The organism is Acidovorax sp. GBBC 1281 (assembly GCF_028473645.1).
In the GTDB taxonomy this organism is placed as follows: domain Bacteria; phylum Pseudomonadota; class Gammaproteobacteria; order Burkholderiales; family Burkholderiaceae_C; genus Paracidovorax.
Genome location: NZ_CP097269.1, coordinates 2,504,884 through 2,526,017 on the forward strand (window position 1 = coordinate 2,504,884; position 21,134 = coordinate 2,526,017).

Annotated in this window: 20 protein-coding genes; 19 read left to right on the top strand and 1 reads right to left on the bottom strand. The window is 68.8% G+C overall.

Translation table 11 applies throughout. The features are described 5' to 3' along the window. Window positions 1–39 precede the first annotated feature (39 nt). From M5C96_RS11585 to M5C96_RS11675, 19 genes are all read left to right on the top strand, one after another. The gene (locus tag M5C96_RS11585) at window positions 40–576 is read left to right on the top strand and encodes a DUF1320 domain-containing protein (protein ID WP_272569218.1); all 537 of its coding nucleotides are present in this window, start codon (window positions 40–42) and stop codon (window positions 574–576) included. 7 nt (window positions 577–583) lie between these two features. Next, window positions 584–1,015, top strand: a complete 432-nt coding sequence (locus tag M5C96_RS11590) for a phage tail terminator protein (RefSeq protein WP_272569221.1) — start codon at window positions 584–586, stop codon at window positions 1,013–1,015. Further along, complete coding sequence (locus M5C96_RS11595) at window positions 1,012–1,299, top strand: hypothetical protein (protein WP_272569223.1); 288 nt, start codon at window positions 1,012–1,014, stop codon at window positions 1,297–1,299. The genes M5C96_RS11590 and M5C96_RS11595 overlap by 4 nt, the downstream gene beginning before the upstream one ends. Further along, window positions 1,296–2,240 (top strand): hypothetical protein, encoded by a 945-nt coding sequence (locus M5C96_RS11600; RefSeq protein WP_272569224.1) that lies wholly within the window; start codon window positions 1,296–1,298, stop codon window positions 2,238–2,240. Before M5C96_RS11595 ends, M5C96_RS11600 begins: the two co-directional genes overlap by 4 nt. A 56-nt stretch (window positions 2,241–2,296) precedes the next feature. Beyond that, on the top strand, window positions 2,297–2,680 hold the full coding sequence (locus M5C96_RS11605; protein WP_272569226.1) for a hypothetical protein: 384 nt from the start codon (window positions 2,297–2,299) through the stop codon (window positions 2,678–2,680). 71 nt (window positions 2,681–2,751) lie between these two features. Then, window positions 2,752–3,045, top strand: coding sequence for a DUF1799 domain-containing protein (locus tag M5C96_RS11610; RefSeq protein WP_272569228.1), 294 nt, complete (start codon window positions 2,752–2,754; stop codon window positions 3,043–3,045). 21 nt (window positions 3,046–3,066) lie between these two features. Then, window positions 3,067–8,445 (top strand): phage tail length tape measure family protein, encoded by a 5,379-nt coding sequence (locus tag M5C96_RS11615; protein ID WP_272569230.1) that lies wholly within the window; start codon window positions 3,067–3,069, stop codon window positions 8,443–8,445. After that, window positions 8,442–9,362, top strand: coding sequence for a hypothetical protein (locus M5C96_RS11620; protein WP_272569231.1), 921 nt, complete (start codon window positions 8,442–8,444; stop codon window positions 9,360–9,362). Before M5C96_RS11615 ends, M5C96_RS11620 begins: the two co-directional genes overlap by 4 nt. Further along, window positions 9,359–10,300 (top strand): hypothetical protein, encoded by a 942-nt coding sequence (locus tag M5C96_RS11625; RefSeq protein WP_272569233.1) that lies wholly within the window; start codon window positions 9,359–9,361, stop codon window positions 10,298–10,300. The genes M5C96_RS11620 and M5C96_RS11625 overlap by 4 nt, the downstream gene beginning before the upstream one ends. Window positions 10,301–10,302: 2 nt before the next feature. Continuing rightward, window positions 10,303–10,962, top strand: a complete 660-nt coding sequence (locus M5C96_RS11630; RefSeq protein WP_272569235.1) for a hypothetical protein — start codon at window positions 10,303–10,305, stop codon at window positions 10,960–10,962. Next, window positions 10,962–11,633, top strand: a complete 672-nt coding sequence (locus M5C96_RS11635) for a hypothetical protein (RefSeq protein ID WP_272569237.1) — start codon at window positions 10,962–10,964, stop codon at window positions 11,631–11,633. The genes M5C96_RS11630 and M5C96_RS11635 overlap by 1 nt, the downstream gene beginning before the upstream one ends. A 112-nt stretch (window positions 11,634–11,745) precedes the next feature. After that, window positions 11,746–12,006 carry a Com family DNA-binding transcriptional regulator gene (locus M5C96_RS11640; protein WP_272569239.1) on the top strand — a complete coding sequence of 87 codons (261 nt, stop codon included), beginning with the start codon at window positions 11,746–11,748 and terminating at the stop codon, window positions 12,004–12,006. Continuing rightward, window positions 11,906–12,790 (top strand): DNA cytosine methyltransferase, encoded by an 885-nt coding sequence (locus M5C96_RS11645; RefSeq protein WP_272569240.1) that lies wholly within the window; start codon window positions 11,906–11,908, stop codon window positions 12,788–12,790. The genes M5C96_RS11640 and M5C96_RS11645 overlap by 101 nt, the downstream gene beginning before the upstream one ends. A 236-nt stretch (window positions 12,791–13,026) precedes the next feature. Beyond that, window positions 13,027–13,602, top strand: a complete 576-nt coding sequence (locus M5C96_RS11650) for a sigma-70 family RNA polymerase sigma factor (protein WP_272569242.1) — start codon at window positions 13,027–13,029, stop codon at window positions 13,600–13,602. 84 nt (window positions 13,603–13,686) lie between these two features. Beyond that, window positions 13,687–14,769 carry a FecR family protein gene (locus M5C96_RS11655; protein WP_272569243.1) on the top strand — a complete coding sequence of 361 codons (1,083 nt, stop codon included), beginning with the start codon at window positions 13,687–13,689 and terminating at the stop codon, window positions 14,767–14,769. 161 nt (window positions 14,770–14,930) lie between these two features. Beyond that, window positions 14,931–17,375, top strand: a complete 2,445-nt coding sequence (locus tag M5C96_RS11660) for a TonB-dependent siderophore receptor (protein ID WP_272569245.1) — start codon at window positions 14,931–14,933, stop codon at window positions 17,373–17,375. Between the two features lie 46 nt (window positions 17,376–17,421). After that, window positions 17,422–19,071 (top strand): PepSY-associated TM helix domain-containing protein, encoded by a 1,650-nt coding sequence (locus M5C96_RS11665; protein ID WP_272569246.1) that lies wholly within the window; start codon window positions 17,422–17,424, stop codon window positions 19,069–19,071. Then, window positions 19,068–19,373: a DUF3649 domain-containing protein gene (locus tag M5C96_RS11670; RefSeq protein ID WP_272569247.1), complete on the top strand. Its 306-nt coding sequence runs from the start codon at window positions 19,068–19,070 to the stop codon at window positions 19,371–19,373. Before M5C96_RS11665 ends, M5C96_RS11670 begins: the two co-directional genes overlap by 4 nt. 27 nt (window positions 19,374–19,400) lie before the next feature. After that, a complete protein-coding gene (locus tag M5C96_RS11675; RefSeq protein ID WP_272569249.1) occupies window positions 19,401–20,267 on the top strand; it encodes an alpha/beta hydrolase in 867 nt (288 codons plus the stop codon). 74 nt (window positions 20,268–20,341) lie between these two features. Here the strand turns inward: M5C96_RS11675 and M5C96_RS11680 are convergent, their stop codons facing one another. Next, window positions 20,342–21,100, bottom strand: coding sequence for a hypothetical protein (locus tag M5C96_RS11680; RefSeq protein ID WP_272569251.1), 759 nt, complete (start codon window positions 21,098–21,100; stop codon window positions 20,342–20,344). Window positions 21,101–21,134: the final 34 nt, after the last annotated feature.

Sequence of the window (21,134 nt, forward strand, 5' to 3'; positions counted from 1 at the left end):
ACATCTGTGGACGAAAGCCCCGGCAACTGAATCTCCCCCATGCCCTACATCACCACCGCAGAATTGGCCGAACGCCCCGGCGCCCGCGAGATCGCGATGGTCGCCAGCACGCAGACGCACCCGGTGCGCGACGAAACGCTGATGGACGCCACGCTGCGCGGCACCGACCGCAGCGCCTGGACGGCCGAGCAGATCGCGGCGGCGGATGCCGCGCTCAAGCGCGTGCAGGACGCGGTGGCCGAGGCGGGCGCGTTGATCGACGGCTACCTGGTGCAGCGCGGCCACCCGCTGCCCCTTCAATTGCCGCCCACCAGCACCGGCAAGAGCGTGCTGACTTCCTGGGCCCGCGCCATCACCCGCTACCTGCTCAACCAGAACCGGGTAACCGACGAGTCCAAGGACCCCATCGCCCGGGACTACCGTGAGGCGCTGAAGATGCTCGGCCTGCTGGCCCAGGGCAAATTCAGCCTGGGCGCGGCTGACCCCGAAGCCGCGCTCAACACGGTCAGCACCGACGTGCGGTTCGATGGCGACGAGCCCGTGTTCGGCCGCCGGCAACTGCGGTATTTCCGCTAGGCCTGCCATGCAAGTGCAGCACTTCGTCACCCGCCTGCAGGAGCGGCTCCAGTCCCTGCAGCTGCGCGAGATCGACTCGGCCGCGGGCCTGGATGCCGCCATGCGCGGCAACCTGGCCGCGCCCGCCGCCTACGTCATCCCACTGTCCGAGCGCGGCACCGAGCTTCCGACCACCGGCCCCCTCGACCAACTCGAACGGCGGGTCATCGGCGTGCTGTACGTCATCGACACCCGCGCCCCCAGCGGCGGCGCTGGCCTCACGGACTTGGCCTCGCTGCGGGCGGCCACCAAGCAGGCGCTGATCGGCTGGGTCGCGGACGACACCACCGGCGAGCCCGTCGTCTTCCTGGGCGGCGAGTTGGTCCAGATGGAAGGCGATGGCCGTCTGGTCTGGAGCGATGAATTCCTCGAAACCGGCTACTACAGGAGCAACCCGTGAGCAAACCCAATGCCAAAGACCCAACCCCTTCGGGCCCCGGAGCCGACAGCGGCACGCCATCGACCGCGCCGGCCCCGGCCGCCAGCGGAGATGCCGGCAACAGCCTGGCCGTGGTTCAGCCCACGCCGGCCGGCGCCAGCCCCGAGGCGCCGCCGCCCGCGCCGGGCCCCGATGACTTCCACGGCCATGGCGGCCTCTACACCGTGATCGAGGGCCGGCGCCAGCTCGTGGAGCGCACCCAGACCACGCCACCCCCTGAAACCCAAAAGGAGCCGCAGCCATGAGCGATCCCAAATTCATGCGAAAGCTGGCCATCCTCGTGGCCGTCGAGCAAATCGTCGGCACCTTCGTGGTGCCCGTCGCTGCCAATGCCATCGAGGTCAGCGACGTGACGCTGACACCGATCGAAGGCGACGAGGTGGAACAAGGCATCGTGCGGCCGTACTTCGGCGCCTCCGAATCCACGCTGGTGACCGAGTACCGCAAGATCGCGTTCAGCGTGGGCTTTGCCGGCGTGGCCGCCAAGGGCGACATTCCCGGATGGGCCCCGCTCATGCGGGGGTGCGCTGCGCGCGTCACCAACACGCCCGCGCCGGATGCCGACGCCAAGACGGTGTTCGATCCGGTCACCGATGGCATCGAGAGTGTCTCGATCTACGCCGTGATCGACAAGACCCTCTACAAGATGGCCGGCTCGCGGGGCAACTGCAAGGCCACGGTGGATGCAAAGCAAATCCCGAAGTGGCAGTTCGAGTTCACCGGATCGTTCGTTCCAGTGGAAGACCTTGGCGCCATGCCCGCAACGGTCTTCACGGGGTTCCAGCGACCGCTGGGCGTGAACAAGGCCAACACCACCGCCATGTTCGCAGGCATCGCCGTGGCCGCCAGCTCGTTCCAGTTCGACTTCGGCTGCCAGGTCGTCAAGCAGGACTTGATGAACGTGGACAGCACCGAGATCACCGGGCGCAACGCCACGGGCTCGATCACGTTCCGCAACACCACTGTTGCGGAAAAGAACTGGATCGAACTCGCACGCAAGGGCGAGAAGGTGCCGCTGCTCATCAAGCACGGCCAGGCGGCGACCAACACGGTGTCCCTCTCTGTTCCACGCGCCCAGGTGGGCAAGCCCACCTTCGCCGACCAGGACGGCATCCAGATGATCACCGTCCCCTTCCGCGGCATCCCCTCCAACGTCGGCAACGACGAGTGGTCGATCACCACCTAGCGCCTGCGCTCCCCCGTCTCCATCCCTGCAATCTCGTTTCAAGAAAGTCTCAATCCATGACCATCGTGCTCGCCTCCGCCGCTTACTGGGCACCCGCCCGCTACACCCTCGTCGGCGATGACGCCAAGCCCTGCCACGTCGATTTCCGGGTGCGCTTCAAGCGCCTGAAGCGCTCGGAGCGGCAGGCCCTGGAAGACCAGCTGACCAAAAAGGAAATCGACGACAAGGTGTTCCTCGACCGGGTGCTGGCGGACTGGGAACTCAAGGACGTGCGGGGTCAGGCGGTGCCCTACACCGAAGCCACGCGCGCCGATCTGGTGGAGGACTGGGACGGGTTCGAGGTCGCCTTGGTGCAGGCCTTCTTCGATGCCGGGCGCAAGTCGCGGGAGGCGGCCGAGATCGAAAAAAACTCCGCCGCGCCGTCCGCAACCACTGCCTGAGCGACGGCGCACAAGCGCCTGCAGATGAAGCGGAGGACGCCGATCTGCGGGCCCAGTGGGCGCGACTCGGCGTGGACCCCGAGCAGGCCAGGCAGGCCAACGCAGAGGGCGGCGTGGCCCCCGAGTCGGAAGAGGTGGTCGAACTCTCGCCGCGGGAATGGCGGGCCTGGGAAGTGTTCGGCGCCGTGCGGACCAACTGGCGGATCGTCGCCACCTGGGGCGCCGTGCATTACGAGGGCATCGACTACGGCTCGCTGCAGGCCGCTATGCAGATGCTCGGCACGCCGCAGAAGCGCCGCAGCGAGGTGTTTTGGATGGTGCGGGTGATGGAAGACGAAGCCCGCAAGTGGCTCAACAAGCGGTAACCAGGAAAGAAGACGGCACCCATGGGACAAAACGAATTCGCGGTATCGGTGGAACTGCGCGCGAATGCGCAGCAGTACACCGCCGAGTTCAAGGGCGCCGGGCAGACCGCACAGGAGTTCGCCGCACAGGTCGCGTCGAGCTCGACCACCGCCGCCACCGCGGTGCAGTCGGCGGCCAAGGAGGCCGGCACCCTCGGCCAGGTCACCTCGGCAGCGGCCGGCCAGGCGGCGCAAGCGCTGCAGGCCACCGTGCCCTCTGCGCAGGCCGTGGGCACCGCCCTGCAGAGCGTGGGGGACAAAGCCACCTCTGCCCTGGGCCAGGCCGCGCAGGCTGGCAAGGTGGCCCAGGCGTCCGTGGCCCAGGTGGGGGCCGCGTCCACCAGTACGGGCGCCGCGGTGCAAGCCGCCGCCGCACAGGTCGGCACGCTGGGCCAGGCCGCGCAGACAGCATCCAACCAGACCGCCGCCGCGCTCAAGTCCACCATTCCAGCGGCGCAGTCCCTCGGTTCGGCCATGCAAAACGTGGGCGCGGCCACGGGCATGGCCGAGGCCAAGACCCAGCAGCTGGGCATGTCCGCACGCGCCACCGCGGCGGCCCTGCGCGGCGTGCCGGCGCAGATCACGGATATCGTGGTCTCCCTGCAGGGCGGCATGTCGCCGATCACTGTCTTGATGCAACAGGGCGGGCAGCTGCGCGACATGTTCGGCGGCATCGTGCCGGCCGCCCGGGCACTGGGCTCGGTGGTGCTGAGCATGGTCAACCCGTTCACCCTCACGGCGGGCGCGGTCGCCGTGCTGACCTTCGCGTACCTGAGCGGCAAGGGAGAGGCGGACGGCTACACGCGCTCGATCGCGTTGTCCGGCAATGCGGCCGGCACCACCGCCGCGCAGATGCAGCAGGCCGCCAAGGCCGTTTCCGATTCCGTGGGGACCCAGCGGGAAGCCTCCCGCGTGATCGCCGAACTGGGCGAGTCGGGCAAGGTGGCCGGCTCGGACCTGCAGCGCTTTGCGGAGACCACAATCCGCATGGAACGCGACGTGGGCGTGGCCGTGAAGGACACCGTGAAGGCGTTCGTCGATCTCGGCGAAAAGCCCGTGGAGGCGTCCCTCAAGCTCAACGAGCGCCACAACTACCTGACCAAGGCGGTGTACGACCAGATCAAGGCCCTGCAGGAGCAAGGCCGGGTGACCGAAGCGGCGGCCGTTGCGCAGCAGGCCTACGACCATGCCATGGCCCGCGTGGCCGACACCATGCAGGGCCGGCTGGGCTATCTGGAACGCGCCTGGCGCGGCCTGGGCGACTCGGCCAAGTGGGCGTGGGACAAGATGCTCGGCATCGGCCGCGACGACACGATGCTGTCCCAGCTGGAGAGCAAGCGCGCGGACCTGGCCGACCGCATGCAGCGCGGCCCGTTGAACGAGGGCGTGCGCGCCAACTGGGAAAAGGGCAACGCGCGCTTGCGCGAGGAAATCGGCCTCCTGCAGGAGCAGGAGCGCATGCAAAAGCGCGGGGCCGAAGCCGAGGCCCAGCGCGCCGCGAACGAGCGGCTGTACTTCGACTGGGACAAGCAGGGCGACGCTTTCCGCAGCAAGGCGGCCAAGCGGGACGAGGAGATTCGCAAGGCCGAGGCGGAGGGGCAGCAGCTGCTTACCGCGGGCCTCATCACCGAGGCCGGCCTGCGCGAGCGGCTAGCGGCCATCCGGGAAAAGTACAAGGACCCGAAGGCCACGGGCGGGATTTCGGCGACCGATGGACAGGTGGCCGCGCTCAATGCGCAGCTGGATGCGGCACGGGCCTACTACCAGCAGCTGGTGACCAACGGCGCACAGGCCGACGAGCTCAATGCGGGCGAGCGCGAATCCCTGCGCCTGGCCGAGCAGATCAAGCTGGCGACCGATGCCAAGACCATTGCCAAGCTCAAGGAGATGCAGGCGACGGCGGATGCGCTGGCAGTTCAGTTGCGCACCAATCATGGCTTGCGGGAGGCTGTCGTCGCCCACCAGAAGTTGATCGACGCCACCGAACAATCTGCGCGCTCGCTTGACAAAAGAGCGGCGCAGCAAGAAGCGGCCAACGCAGCGTTTGGAAAGGGGCGCACCGCTATTGAGGCGCTGACGCTTGCAACGCTTCAGCACCAACTGACAGAAGCGCAGTCTTCCAACAGTTTTGACCCGAAGTACATCGCGACGCTGCAACGCAAGACCGAGGCACAAAAGCGTTACGTGGAGGCATTGCAGGAAGCCGATGGCAAGGCCGGTATGGCGCGTGTCAACGAAATGGTGCGCTCAGCCGAGGAACTCGCGAAGGTCTATGCGGACGAGTTGGCCCTTTCGGGCATGACGGCACTGGAGCGCGAGAAGATCGTGGCGCAGCGTCAGATCGAACTCAAATACGCAAAGGCGATCGCGGAGGTCAATCGATCCGATGCAACAGAGGAAAGCAAGGCTGCACAGCGAGCAGAGCTGGAGAGAAGCAAGCGCATCGAGAGCGAAGTTACCTCCGCCAAGATCATCCAGGCCGATTGGGCGAAAGGTTCGGACGAGATCAATCGAAGCCTCACCGATGCCCTGATGCGCGGTGCGGAGGCGGGCAAAGGGTTCTTCCAGAACCTTCGCGACACCGTCAAGAACATGTTCGACACGTTGGTGCTGCGCCCGGTCATCAGCGCGATCATGCAGCCCGTCTCTCTGGTCATCAACGGCATCGTGGGCGGTGCGCTGAACAGCTTGGGCTTGGGCTCGGGCGGTAGTGCCGGGGGATTGCTGAGCAACGCCGGCTCGCTCGTGTCGTTGGGCTCTGGCGCCACCCAGTTGATGGCCGGCTACCAGGGCGCTTCCCTCGCTGCAGGCCTGGCAGGCCCCACGACGGCCGGTGCGAGCGGAATGATGGGCGTCGGCAACATGCTGGCCGCCGTGCCCGGCTGGGGCTGGGCGCTGGCGGGCATCGCGGCCCTGGCCGGGCTGGCCAGCTCGTTCAAGGGCGAAACGCGGACCGGGGGCCAGTTCGGTGTGGCGTTCGATGGCTCGGTCACCAACAACCGCCGCGGCCAGTCGTACACGTACGTCGGGCAGCAGTACGACCGTGACTTCTCCGGGGGGCAGCGCATCGGGCTGACGGACGGCGAGGCCTACCGCCTGGAGGGCGACAAGGTCAACGACGAGGACACGATCCGTCAGGCCATCTCCGGGACCGCCAGGGGCATCAATGAGATGCTCAAGGGCATCGGCAGCGCCGTGCGGCTCACGGATTTTTTCGGCGGTTTCGAGACCAGCAGCAAGGACCGGGGCGGCGTGTTCGCAGGGGGCAAGCTCAGCAACGGGGCCACCTTTGGCGAAAGCGGCGAAGGCGACAACTACGCGGGCACGCTCTACGAGTTGTTCTCCACGCGCAGCCCAGACTACAAGACCGCCATCGAGAATTTCTCGCTCGACCTCAAGCAGTCGGCGATCCAGGCGATCCAGAAAGTCACGGATGGGCCCGAGGTGATCCAGAAGATGGTCAAGGGCGTGAATGCCGAGGGCCTGACCTCCGAGGCCGCCGACCAGTTGCTTACGGCGATCAACACGCAGATCGCGGGCGTGACAGCATTCAAGGATGCGGTCAACGCCATGGGCCTCACCTCCCTGGCCGACATGAGCTTCGATGCAGCCTCGGGTATCGCGGAGCTGAGCGGGGGCTTCGAGCAGCTGCAGGGCCGCTTGTCGAGCTACTACGCCAACTACTTCTCCGAGGAAGAGCGCCGCGCCAACGCCCAGCGGATGATGGCCGAGCAGCTCGCCACGCTGGACCTCAAACTGCCGGACATCAACGCCGACGATGCCCGCGCGCAGTTGCGCGCCATGATCGAAGCGCAGGACGAGAACACCGAGGCCGGCCGCAAGGCCATTGCCATGCTGCTGGCGCTGGAGGGCACGTTCGCCAGCGTCACCGTGTCCGGCGAAGAGGTGGCGCGCCGCAATGCGGAGCGCCAGGCGCAGATCGCGGACAAGGGCCGCGACCTGGAGCAACGCTTGCTCATCGCACAGGGCAAGGACCGCGAGGCCCTGGACCTGCGAAGGCTGCAGGAATACTACGCACTGCTCAATCTCAATCCCGCCCTCGCGGCGATGGTGATCGAGATCTACAAAGCCGAGGACGCCGCGGAAGCCGCGCGCAAGGCCGAGGAAGAACGCCGCCAGGCCGAGGAAGCCCGCGCCGCAGCCACCGACAAAGCCTATGCGGTGCTGGAGAAGTCCGTCAGCGCCGCGCAAGAGGCCGTGCAAGCTGAGATCGAGTTGCGCGAGGCCCGGGTGTCGTCGGCCAAGGAACTGGTCGAGCTCGCCCGCAACCAGGCGCGCGAACTGCGCGGCCAGGTCGCAGCCACCGCCGCCATGCAAGCCGCCGAGGGCAGCGCAGCGATTGACCAGGCGCTGGCCGCGCTGCGTTCGGGGCAGCGCGTCAACGAGGACGGCAAGCTGGCCGAGGCGATCACCGCGGCGCGGGGTGGCATCACGGAACGCGCCTTCACGAATCGCCTGGACTACGAGGCGGCCCAGCTCATGCTGGCCAACAAGCTGGATGCGATGGGCGACCTCGGCCAGGCGCAGCTATCGACCGAGGAACTGCTGCTCAACGCCAGCAAGGCCGAGGCCGACCGCCTGGACCAGCTGCTCAAGGCGAGCAAGGACGCGCTGGACATGGCCCGCGGGCAATACGTCGGCATCCTCGACACGGCCACGGCGGTGCGCAATTTCCAGGCCGCGCTGCTCGCCGAGAAGCCGGGGGCACAGGTGCCTGGCAGCGGTTCGGGATCGGGGTCGGGTGGTGCCGTCTTCGGCGGCACCGCGGGCGGCGACGTGCAGTCCACGCGCCCCACAACGGCCCCGGCAAAGTATTTCGACCTGCAGTATCTCGGCACGGCCGGCGTCGGCCGGGTCGGCATCACGGATGCGTCGATCACCGCGCGCCTGGATGCGCTCGCGCCGACATATCACAGCTTCGACGGCACGGGCGACCTCGGCGGCTTGATGGCGGCCATGCAAGCCCAGGGCGCAACCCTGCGCGACATGTCGCGCCTGAGCGGCTACTGGGAATCCGACTGGGCCAAGGTGCAGGACCAAGTGGGCTCGAACCTGCCCGCGTTCGATGTGGGCATCAACCGCGTGCCCTACGACATGCAGGCCCGCATCCACAAGGACGAGGCCATCCTGCCGGCGCGCTTCAATCCTTTCAATCCGGGCGCCGATTTGCCATGGGGGATGGGCAGCGACAACAGCGCTGTGGTCAGCGCCCTGCAGGGCCTGCAACAGCAGCAATACGACCTCCTGCGCGTCGTGATCGAGCGGATCGGCAGCGTGGACACCACAGTGCGCAAGCTCGATGCGCAGGGGATCAAGATACGGACGGCGGAGCCCGCATGAGCGACAACTACACCCGCGGCATGGGTTTCATCGCCCCCCTGGCCATCACGCTGGCCAACATGACGATCAACGTGCCGGCCAGCACGCTGCCGGCCTGGGCTGCGGGCACCTCCTATGCCAGTGGCGTCAGCGTGATCGACGCGGCCACGCGCATCATCTACCTGAGCCTCAAGGATGCCAACGTGGGCAACGTGCCCGCCACGTCGTCCACCGCCTGGCAGCCGCGCGGCGTCGAGGAGCGCATGCGCATGTGCGATGCCTCCCTGGGCTCGTACATCGAGCGCGACGACCTGATCGAGGCCGTCATCACGCCCCAGCGCGTGGTCACCGACCTGGCGATCTTCGGGGCCGTGTCCCAGTCGGTGCAGGTGGTCATGGTCGATCCCACCGAGGGCGAGGTGTTCAACGTCGAGGTCAACATGCTGCGCCCTTCGGGCAACAGCCATTGGGGCTACTTCTTCGCGCCCATCGAGCGCGAGAACCGCGTGCTGATCTCGGGCCTGCCCGCCTATGCCCGGGCCACCATCACCGTGCGCATCAAAAACCCGGGCCTCAAGGCCCGTTGCGGCGAACTGGTGATCGGCCGCGCCGTGTGGCTGGGCAACACCCAGTGGCGTCCCTCGATCGCGTTCGACGACTTCACGGAAAAGAAGCGCGACGTCTGGGGCGGCTGGCAGGTCGGAACCCAGGGCAACTACAGCGACCGCCTGAAGCTGCAGGTGCTGGTGGAGAGCGCCGCATACGAGCGCACCCGCTCGGCCGTGATCCCGTTCCGCAGCAAGCCCGTGGTGTGGATCGGCGCCCGTGGCTATTCCGCCCTCATGGCCTACGGCTACCTCACCGCGTTCGAGCAGGTGCTGGTGTCGCATGGCCGTTCCGATTGCAGCATGACCGTCGATGGTCTGGAGACCCTATGAGCTTTACCCCACCCCCCGCAGCCCCGCCCGATGCCGTCGCGCAGCCGTCGCGCCGCACCGATCCGCAGGAAACTTTCGACGTCAAGACGGACGCCTACCTGACCTGGCAGACCGCCTTCCGCAACTGGGTCGCGGGTTTTCGCACCTGGTGCATCACCATGCTGGCCGAGATGACGCAGGCCACGGCCCAGGTCGAGCAATCGCGCCTGGCGGTCGTCCAGTCGGTCCAGGACGCGTCGGGATCGGCCACCGCCGCAGGTCAGGCGGCCGGCCAGGCCGTGCCCGCTGCAGCAGCGGCAGCCGCCTCGGCCCTACAGATGGACAAGCGCTACCTGGGCGCCAAGGCCGTGCTGCCCGCCACTGACAACCAGGGCGCAGCCCTGCAGGCCGGGGCGGTTTGCCTCTTCACGGGGGCCAACCCTTCCAAGGTCATGACCTGGGACGGCGCTGGCTGGGTGACCGGCATCGCTGCCGTGGCCGGCGTCAACAGCATCAACGGCAAGCAAGGCGACGTGGCGCTTGCCTATGCCGACCTGCAGGCCAAGCCCACGACGCTGGCGGCGGCCGGCATCACGGACGCGGCGCCCAAGGCCTCGCCGACGTTGACGGGACCGATCACGCTCAACGGCTCGGTGCGTGCAACCAAGCAAACCCTGGCGGCCCTGGCTGTGGACTGTGCCCTGGGCAACTACTTCGCCAAGACCATCGGCGCCAACAGCACGATCACGTTCGCAAACGTGCCGGCGGCGGATGCGGCCTATGCATTCCGCCTGGACGTGGTTCATTCGGCCGGTGTCATCACCTGGCCCGCTGCGGTCAAGTGGCCCGGCAACGTGGCCCCGCCGCTCACCACCGGGCGCACGCACATGTTCTTCTTCTCGACCACGGACGGCGGCGCGACCTGGCGCGGCGCCGTGCTGTCCAACTACACGGCCTGACCATGATCGACATGATGTTCGCGGCCATGTCCGTGGAGGCCCTGCCCAGCCAGCAGGTGTTTGTCACCACAACCGCCTGGACGGTGCCAGCAGGGGTGTCCACCATCTTCATGGTGTGCGTGCAGCCGGGTGCCTATGGCGCCGTGCAGGTGGTGGTGGACGGCGTGATCGTGTGCCGCGCCCAGAATGGCGCACGCATCGGCGACGGCGGCGGCGATGGCGGCTACGGCTCGGGCGCCTACAACGACGGCTCCACGATGGTGGCGGGCGGCGGCGGCGGTGCCGGGGGCTACAACGGTGCGGGCGGCAATGGCGGCACCTTCGGCAGCGGCCCCACGGCGGGCACGGGGGGCGGCGGCGATGGTGGCTTCGCGGGCGGGGGTAATGGCATCGGGCTCAAGGGCCTGGGCAGCAGCCCGGCCAGCAGCCCCAGCGGCTACCTCGGCGGCAACTATGGCGGCGGCTCTGGGGGCGCGAACTCCAGTTCGGGCGGCTCGCAGGGCGGGGCCTGCGCCTGGCGCAACAACGTGGCGGTGGTTCCCGGCTCCGTCGTCCAGATCACGGTGCCCGACGTGCCCAGCTACAACCTTCAGGGCGTCGGTGCCGTGCGAATCATGTGGGGCGGTGGCCGCTCCTACCCATCCAACGCAGGAGACCTCTGATGCGATGCATCCACCTTGCCACTGGCGCGTATCCCCTCACGCCCGAGGCCATCATGGCCGAGCACCCGCAATGCTCTTTCCCGATCCCGTTCGCGCCGCCCGATGGGTATGCCGAGGTGGTTGCCGTGGAGCCGCCCAAACACGATCCAACGACGCACCGGGCCGCCGAGCGCGCGCCGATCCGGGCCGGGGGCGTGTGGCGCCAGGGCTGGCAGATCGTGCCCTTGACCGTGCAGGAGCAGGCCGACCGGGCGGTGGACGTGGCCGCCCAGTTCAAGGCGCAGCGGGCCGACAAGATCGCGGCGATCAATGCCGAGTACGACCGCCGAACCGCCGCGATCTCGGCCGGGTATCCGGCTTCGGAGCGCGAGAGCTGGCCGGTGCAGACCCGTGAGGCCCGGGCGCTGCTGGCGGATGCCGGCGCGGTCACGCCCTGGATCGATGCGGCAGCGTCCGCGCGGGGATTGGACCGGGCAGACCTCGCGCGGCGGATCGCGGCCTTGGATGAGGCCTATCGGGCGGTCCACGGTGCCCTGACCGGCACGCGCCAGCGCCTGGAGGGTCTGGCATGGGATGCGCAGGACCCCGCGGCCCTGCAGGCGATCAGCCCCGCCGCTGGATGGGGGACGCCGACCAATAAAAAAGACGGGCGACCCCTGCCGGTGCGGTAACACCGGCAAGAGCCCCAACCTGCAGATAAAGCCTGCAAGCCGACAAGGCCCGCCACCCTGTACAGAGTGCGGCGAGTCTATCGGATGTTTCAACCGTAGAAACTGGCTTGCAATGATTGAAATTCGCTGCGGCGCCTGCCGCCGCAAACTCGGCGAGGGCGAATACACCGTCCTCGCCATCAAGTGCCCCCGCTGCGGGGCCATGAATCATCTGAGGGCCGCGAGCCCCCCATCCGAGCGCCAGGGAGCGCCTAACGACGAAAGCGTTATGCATGTCGCAAGGCACCTTGGCTGCACCCAGCAGCCGCACACCGGCCACCACGGCCCCATCGCCCCTCGTGGGCAGTCTGTTTGCAGGGATAGGAGGGTTTGATCTTGGATTCGAACAAGCGGGATACACCACGGCCTGGCAGGTCGAAATCGAGCCGCACCTGCGCGAGGTGCTCGCGCTGCGGTTCCCTCACGCCCGGCAGTTCGCCGACGTGCGCGAGGTCGGCGCCCACAACCTCAGCCCCGTCGACGTGCTCATCGGCGGATTCCCGTGCCAGGACGTGTCCAGCATGGGCGCACGCGCCGGCCTCGCCGGCAACCGCACCGGCCTGTTCTGGGAGGTCTGCCGCATCGTCGAGGAAATACGGCCCCAGTGGGTGGTCCTTGAAAACGTCGTTGGCCTGCTCACTAGCAATGGTGGGCAAGACTTTGGCGTCGTCCTCCAGGCCCTTGCCGACCGGGGGTATGTGGGATGCTGGCGGGTGCTTGATGCTCAGTATTTCGGAGTCGCCCACCGTCGCCGCCGGGTTTTCCTGGTCGCTGGTCTTGGACGACACCCCCCCGCTGGGCTGCTTTCTGATGCCGCGCCAGTGGACGCAATACCTGGCACGCTTGGCCCGCAGCAAGAGTCACGGCCAGCGGATGGATGGCCTGCCAATTGTCTCCTGGCCAAGAATGCAGCCAGTCTCATCGGTATCGGTTGCGAGAATCTCGTCTGTCACCGAGGCGGACGGGGTGCGATGGTTGAGCGGGCCGGAGTGTCTGAAGCTACAGGGCTTCCCTTCGGACTGGATGCGACCGATCACCGCGAGGTTCGGGCGGCCGGAAACGCGGTCTGTGTTCCCGTGGCCCGCTGGATCGCCGAGCATTTGAGGACTGCGCCGTAGCGCAGGGCAGCGGACGCTTGCATCACACTGCGCCCGCTGCAATTTGCTTTCATCGGTTGTAATCGCAAGCAATGCGATTTTTCACAGCGAAGCAGCCTGATTTTTCGCGGCGCGCTTCAACATGGTGCATGCAGTTCGAAGTGAATCTCATTTACCGCATCTCCTATACTGCGGCCTTCGCTTGCCTTTTTGCGCCATCGATCCTGCGTTCGCGGGGTCTGGCCATGTCGATGGGCATGGCCCATTCCCTGGTTCAGATGTCCGTGTTCGCGCGCTATTACCGAGAGTTGCTGAGGTTCCTGCAAGGGTCCGTCCAGGACCGCGAGATGGCGGCCGACCTGGCGCAGGAAAGCTATGCGCGGGTGCTGGCCGTGCAGCAGTCGGGCGAGACCATCGCCGAACCCCGGGCGTTTCTGTACCGCACGGCGCGCAACCTCGTCATCGACCAGCATCGCCGCGACGCGGTGCGCGGCCAGCATGCCCCGCTGGAGTGCGACGATGGCTTCGAGCAGGCCGCTCAAGCCTTGGCCGGCCCACGGGCCTGCGAGCCCGAGGTGGCGGCCATGTCCTCCCAGACCGTGAATGCGCTGCTGGCTGCCATCGGCGAACTGCCGCTGCGCTGCCGCGAGGCGTTCATCCTGCACAAGTTCGATGGCCTTGCCCAGGCGGACATCGCGCGCCGCATGGGCATCTCGGTGACGATGGTGGAGCGCCACATCCAGCGGGGCATGCAGGCCTGCCGCGATTGCCAGGACCGGCTGGGGGGCACGCCCCGCACATCGGCACAGCCCACACCAACGGAAAGCCCGTGATGACGCGCTGCCCATTCCTGGATCCGCAAGGTTGGGATGGCGCCGTGCCGTGCGTCTACTGCCAGGTACCCTTTTGAAATGTCCATGACCGATCCCCACCGCGCGGCCCCCTCGTCCAGTGACCTCGATACCGAGGCGCTGGCGTGGTTCGCGCGCCTGGACCGGGAACGGGGCGCCGAGCAGAACGCCGAATTCCAGGCCTGGCTGGCCGGGCACCCCAGCCGACAGGCGGCATTCGCCCGCTGGCAGGCCGATTGGCAACGGCTGGACCAGTTGCCCGCTGCCGGCGTGGCGCAATTGCGACGGCAGCTGGCGGCCGAGCAGGCCCAGGCGGACCGCAAGCCCACGCCGGCGCCCACCGGGCGCAGGGCGTGGCTGCAGGGTTGGTCGGCCCTGGTGCCGCAGGCCGCCGTGGCGGCGGTGGTCGTGCTCATGGCCGGGGGCGGCAGCTACTTGGCCTGGGACCACTGGCAGCAGCAGCCGGTTTTCGTGCAGAACTTCTCGACGGAACGCGGCCAGCAACTGGACGTGCAGCTGCCCGACGGCAGCCGCCTGCGGCTCGATACCGCCACGCGGCTGGAGGTGGCGCTGTACCGCCAGCGGCGCGAGGTGCGCCTGCCCGAGGGGCAAGCCGTGTTCCAGGTCCAGGGCGACGCCACCCGGCCGTTCGATGTGCTGGCCGGCGCCGTGAAGGTGACGGTGGTGGGCACGCGGTTTTCCATGCGCCACACCGCCAGCGTGCCCGGCGACAACGGCGTGCGCGTGGCCGTGGAGGAGGGACGGGTGCGCGTGGCGGCGGCTGGCGGCGCCGTGAACCCACCCGGGCAGACTGGCGCGGCCACGGTGGTGCTCACCGCCGGGCAGCAGGTGTCGGCCGATGCCGCGGGCCGCATGGCGCCGGTCGGCCCGGTGGCGACGGCTGGGGTCGCCCCTTGGCGCGACGGGCGCATCACCTTCGACGATGTGCCGCTGGCCCAGGCTTTGGCGGAGTTCGAGCGCTACGGGCAGACGGGCCTCGTGGTGCGCGATGCGGCCGTGGGCGCGCTGCGCATGACCGGCACCTTCGACCCGCGCCGCCTGGACAACTTCCGGCAGGCGCTGCCCAAGGTGCTGCCGGTGCGCCTGCAGGGTGAGGCGCCGCACACCGAAATCGTCGGGGCGCACTGAGCCGGCCTTGCGCCAGGCGTGCGCGCACGTGCGGTCCGACCCCGGGGACAAGCCACTGAATCGCCTTTCGAAAAAAAGCGCAAAACCCAGGTTGGGGTTTTGCCAAGCCATGCGTCTACCTGAGAAGGCTTCTTATTCCCAACCTTCCGGAGATCGTCCGCATGTCCCGTTTTCGTTTCCATCCTGCCCCGTTGGCCGTGGCGGCCGCCCTGGCGCTGGGCGCCTTGCCCACCCATGCCCAGCCGGGGGCCGGTGCGCAGGCTGCGGCATCCGTGCCGGTGGACATCCGCATCGCGGCCCAGCCCCTGGCCCAGGCCCTGGATGCGCTGGCGCGGCAGGCGCGCCTGGAGCTGATGGTGCAACCCGCGCTGGTGGAGGGCAAGGTGGCGCCGGCCGTGCAAGGGCGCCTCACCGCCCGCGAGGCCCTCAAACGCCTGCTGGCGGGCAGCGGGCTGTTCGCGGAGATCGAAGGCACCTCGGTGGTCGTGCGCCGCGTGCCGCAAGGCGCAGGCACGGCCACGCTCGCGCCCGTGACGGTATCGGCCCAGGCCGAGCGCCCGGTGGCGACCGAGCACACGGGCTCGTACACCACGCGCGCCGTCACGGTGGGCAAGGGCGCCCAGGCGCTCAAGGACATTCCCCAGTCGATCAGCGTCGTCACGCGCCAGCTGATGGACGAGCAGAACATCACCTCGGTCTACGACGCGCTCGCCAGCACCACCGGCATCACGCTGGCGCAAAGCCCGCAGGGCGGCAAATACATCTATTCGCGCGGCTACGACCTGACCACGGTGCAGTACGACGGGGTGCCACTCAACCGCGGCATGTACGGGCGGGCGAGCAACTATTCGTCCAGCATGGCGATCATCGACCGGGCCGAGGTCCTGCGCGGCGCCGCCGGCCTGCTGCAGGGCGAAGGCAGCCCCGGCGGGGCGGTCAACCTGGTGCGCAAGCGTCCTCTCGGCACCAACGCCACCACGGTGGAGGCCCGCGTGGGCTCGTGGGACCGCTACGGCGCGCAGCTGGACACCAGCCGCGTCCTGAACGAAGAGGGCACGCTGCGCGGCCGCGCGCTGATCGACTACGAAGACCACCACTCGTTCATGGACTACGTGAACCGCCGCAGCCCGACCGTGTACGGCACGCTGGAATACGACGTCTCGGCCGCCACGCGCATCAACTTCGGGGCCAGCTCCGAAGAAACGCGCGGCCGCCCCTCCATGAACGGGCTGCCGCGCTACGCCACCGGCGGCGACCTGAACCTGCCCCGCTCGACCTACCTGGGCGCCACCTGGAACCGGCAGGAGTCGTCCAACCGCGGGCTGTATTTCGATGCGGCGCACCAGTTCAACGACGACTGGAAGCTGCAGTTCACGGCGATGCACCTCAAGGAAGAGCACGATCTGAAGTACGCCGGGGTCAACCGGGCGGTCAATCCGGCGCTGATGCAGAGCGCCAACATCGTGGCCCGGTCCATCGCCGACATCGAGACCTCGGGCATCGACGCGAACCTGACCGGAAAATTCGACGCCTTCGGCCGGCGGCACGAACTGGTGAGCGGGGTCAACTACACGCACACCACGAACGACACCATCTACGGCTTTCGGACCAACTACAACATCTTCGGCCTGAACAGCTACAACCCCGACTTCCGCGAGCCCACGGACGCCGAGATCTACACCGGCACCCGCGAGGCGCGGCAGGGCAAGGCCCGGCAACTGGGCTTTTACAACGCGGTGCGCCTGCAGCTGACCGACCCGCTCAAGCTGGTGCTCGGCGCGCGCGTCAGCTGGTTCCGCACCGACTGGGACACCGTCACCACCGGGGCGGCGCCGTCCACATCGGCCACCCACAGCCGCGAGAACGCCAAGGTCAACCCCTATGCCGGGCTGATCTACGCGCTCGACCCGCAATGGTCCGCCTACGTGAGCTATGCCGACATCTTCAAGCCGCAGTCCGAGCTGAACGAGGCGGGCCAGTTGCTCAAGCCCATGGTGGGCGCCAATTACGAAGCGGGCCTCAAAGGCGAGCTGATGGACGGCAAGGTGAATGCCTCGTTCGCCCTGTTCCGCGTGGACCAGAAGAACCGCGCGCAGGAAGACTTCAGCACCAGCCCCACCTGCCGCAGCGACTACTACTGCTACACCGACACGGGCGAGGTGCGCAGCCAGGGCCTGGATGCCGAGGTGAGCGGCGAGGTCGCGCGCCACTGGAACCTGTTCGCCGGCTACACCTTCAACCAGACCAAGTACCTCAAGGACGTGAGCAGCCAGGGCCTGTCCTTCAACAGCTACACGCCCAAGCACCTGTTCCGCCTGTGGAGCACCTACCAGCTGCCGGGCGAACTGAACGCCATCACCCTCGGGGGCGGCGTCAACGCGCAAAGCGGCAGCTACCGCCAGATCGGCGCCGTGCGCGCCACCAACGGCGGGCGGGCGGTGTGGAATGCGCTGGTCAAGTACCAGATCAACCGCCACTGGACCGCGGCGCTGAACGTGAACAACGTCTTCGACAAGCGCTACTACAGCTCGGTTACCGCGCTGGTCAACGGCAGCTATTACGGCGACCCCCGCAATGTGATGCTGACCCTGCGCGGCGCCTTCTGACCGTGCGCAGTCGATCGCGCGGCGAATGGCCAGGGATGGGGCCCGCATGAAAGGTAACGGCAACTTCCGCCAGTCCATGTCGTGGCTGCACACCTGGTGCGGCCTCGTCTGCGGATGGCTGCTGTGCGCCATCTTCCTCACGGGCACGCTCAGCGTGTTCCGGGAGCCGATCACCCGCTGGATGGAGGCCCGGCCCGTGCTGGCGGATGCCGGGGCCGGCACACAGGGGGCCGTGCCGCACGTGCTGGCACAGGCCGTGCGGCACCTGGCCGCGCAGGCACCCGGCGCGCGCTTTTGGCGCATCGAGCTGCCCCAGCGCCCGGGCGATGCCCTGCTGCTGGCGTGGCGCGATGGCCGTGCCAACCAGACGGCCGCGCTGCACCCGGTGACCGGCGCCGTGCTGCCCCTGCCCTGGGGCCGGGCGACCGAAGGCGGACGCCACTTCATGTCGTTCCACTACATGCTGCAGTGGAACGCGCTCGGCTTCTGGGTGGTCGGCTGGGTGTCGATGGCCATGCTGGTGGCGCTGGTGTCCGGCGTGGTCGTGCACCGGCGCATCTTTCAGGATTTCTTCACGTTCCGGCCGGGCAAGGGCCAGCGCTCGTGGATGGACGCCCATAACGCCACCGCCGTGCTGACGCTGCCCTTCCTGTTCATGATCGTCTACACCGGGCTGGCGATCTTCTATACCTCGTACATGCCCTGGCCCCTGCAGGCGGCGTACGGCAGCGGCGAGTCGGCCCATGCCCGGTTCCAGGCCGAGCTGCACCACGGCGAGGGCGAAGCGCTGCGCCGCCCCCGCACGGGCCGGCCCGCGGCCTTGCACGATCTGGCACCGCTGCTGCAAAGGGCCCGCGACCTGATGGGCCAGCCACCGCGCATGGTGGTGGTCGAGGCGCCGGGGGATGCGAATGCCACGGTGCGCGTGCTCGGCCCCCGCGAAGCCGAGCCAGGCGCAGGCCAGCGCCGCGCCTTGCTGAACCCGGTGGCCACCGCGGTGCTCGACGGCGTGAGCGGCGCCGTGCTGCAGGTGCGCCGGCCGGACCCCGACGCGGCCTTCGCCTCGGAGCAGGTGCACGCTGTGATGGAGTCGCTGCACTTCGCCCGCTTCGGTGGCTGGCCGATGAAGTGGCTGTACTTCGCCAGCGGGCTGCTCGGCACCGTGATGGTGGCCACCGGCACCGTGCTGTTCAGCGTGAAGCGGCGCCGCGCCTGCGGCAATGAGTTCGGCCGTGCCACGGCCGGCGTCTACCGCGCCATCGAGGCCCTGAACGTCGCGGCCGTGGCAGGCATCGGCGTGGCCTGCATCGGCTACCTCCATGCCAACCGCCTGCTGCCCGCCGAACTGCCCGGCCGCGCGCTGTGGGAGATCCGGGCCTTCCTGGCGGTCTGGCTGGCCACGCTGCTGCACGCCGCGCTGCGCCCGCCGCGCCGGGCCTGGGTGGAGCAACTGGGCGCCGCGGCGGCGCTGTGCGTGGCGCTGCCCGCGCTGAACGCCTGGACCACCGGTCAGCACCTGGGCCGCTACGCGCTGGTGGGCGATGGGCAGCGCGCCGGCGTGGAGCTCGCCGCGCTGGCCTGCGGCGCGGCGCTGGCGTGGGCCGCGTACCGCACCGGGCAGGGCTGGCACGGCGCGCGCAAGGCGGTGCCGGGCGCCCCCCGGCGCCCTGCGCCGCGCGGCGGGGTGCAGGGATGAGCCGCCCCCTTCGGCCAGCGACGCGTTCGACCAGCCGGCTCGGCGTTGCCAGCCGGGTGCTGGCCGCGTGCGCGGGGGGGTACGCCGTGGCGTCCCTGCTCGCCGCCGTGCTGGCGCTGGCCGCGCCGCGCCTGTGGGGAGGGAGCCGAGCGGATGGCGTGCTGCTGGCGACGTTGCTCAGCTTCACGGTGTACGCGGCCATCGCGCTGTGGGTGTTCTGTGCGCGCAGCGCGGCGCGGGCCTGGCTGGGCCTGGGCGTGGCGGCAGCGCCCTGCGTTGGCCTGCTGTGGTGGTGGCGGTGACCCCGTGGGCCGCTAGCATCGCTGCTCATGCAACGTCGAAGAATCCTCGCGGCACTCGCTGCCGCCTTTTTGTGCCTCGCGGTTTTGCTCGGTGCGGGCGAGGTCCTGAGCCAGCCGCACCACCGGCCCGTGGGCGCGGCCCCGGACGATCTGCCCGCGAGCCCGGTGCGGTTCGATACCGTCACGGGCCAGTCCCTTGCGGGCTGGCTGGTCCGTGGCGATGCCGGGGCCGGGGCGGTGCTGCTTTTGCATGGCATCGGTGCGGACCGGCGGCAGATGCTGGGCCGGGCCCGGTTTCTCCATCGCCTGGGCTATTCGGTGCTGCTCATCGATCTGCCCGCCCATGGCGAGAGCGCCGGCGACCGGGTGACCTTCGGCTGGAACGAATCGCAAGGCGTGGCGGCGGCCCTGGACTACCTGTCCGACGCGCTGCCCGACGAGAAGATCGGTGTGATCGGCGCATCGCTCGGGGCGGCGTCGCTCGTGCTGTCCCTTCCCGACGTGTCCCTGGAGGCAGTCGTGCTGGAGTCGATGTTCCCCACGATCGAAGACGCGGTCTCCGACCGCCTGGCGATGTACCTGGGGCCTGCGGGCCGGTGGCTCACGCCGCTGCTGTTGTGGCAGCTTCCCGTGCGGCTGGGCGTTTCAGCGGATCAGCTGCGGCCCATCGCCGACCTGCCGTCGCTGCACGTGCCGCTGCTGATCGCGGCCGGATCGGAAGACCGCCACACCCCCCTGGCGGAAACCCGGCGCATCTACGCGGCGGCTGACGATCCGAAGGCGTTGTGGGTGGTCGATGGTGCGGCGCATGTCGATCTGCATGCGTTCGATCCGCCGGCCTACGAGGCGCGGATTTCGGCGTTCCTTGCGAAACACCTGCGCGACAGCGACTGAGGCAGTGCGCTGTGCCGGGTGGATCTTGTGCGTGACGGGGGCGAGCGGGCAGGGGAGCGCTGCGTCATCCCCCTTCATTGCCCCCTGGCGCCTGTGGTGGCGGACCCTCCGTCGTCGGCCGGGTCACCACCGGGCGCGTGGTGCGCCATTCCCATCCCGCCGCCGTTCCCGCTTTCGCCCATTCCACCGCCGGCGCCGCCCCCACTGCCTCGCACACCGCCATCGGCAGTGGCCCGCCGGGCGCCCGCGCCACCGCTTCCTCCGGGCCGCAGCGGCCCCTGCACGGGAATCGGCACATGCTCCGCAATCGGTTCCAGGTCCAGCGCCGCCCGAATGAACTGCCGCAGCGACACCACCAGCTGAGCCGTTTCAATACTGCGGCCGGCCACCATGTCCTGCGCGGCCTGGGCGGCGAGCTGCACCTGCTCTTCGGTGCCCAGCAGGATCACGTCGGACAGCGCGGCCTCCACCGCGTCGCGCACGCGGCGTTGGCGCTCGGTGCTGGTCGGCGGTGCCAGGGCCCCTTCTCCGGTGGCCGGATCGCCTTCCGCAGGAGCCAGCGATGACGTTGGGCTGCCAGCCGGCCGGCGGAGGTCGCGCATGTGCGTCGGGCTCACCTGCAACTGCCCGGTGAACGAGCCGCCCAAGGTCTTGTAGGCGGCAATCAGGGTCTTGAGCCGCTCGTTGATCTGCCGGTTTTCGCGCTCCCGGCGGCGCTGGATGGTCTGCATGAACACGAGCCGGATGCCCACCATGAGCAGTGAGGCCAGCAGCAGCCCCAACGCGGTGGTGAGCAGGGTGTGCCAGGAACTGAAGTCGAGCATGTTGCGCATGGCGGACGCGAAGCGCTGGCGCCACCGCGAAAGG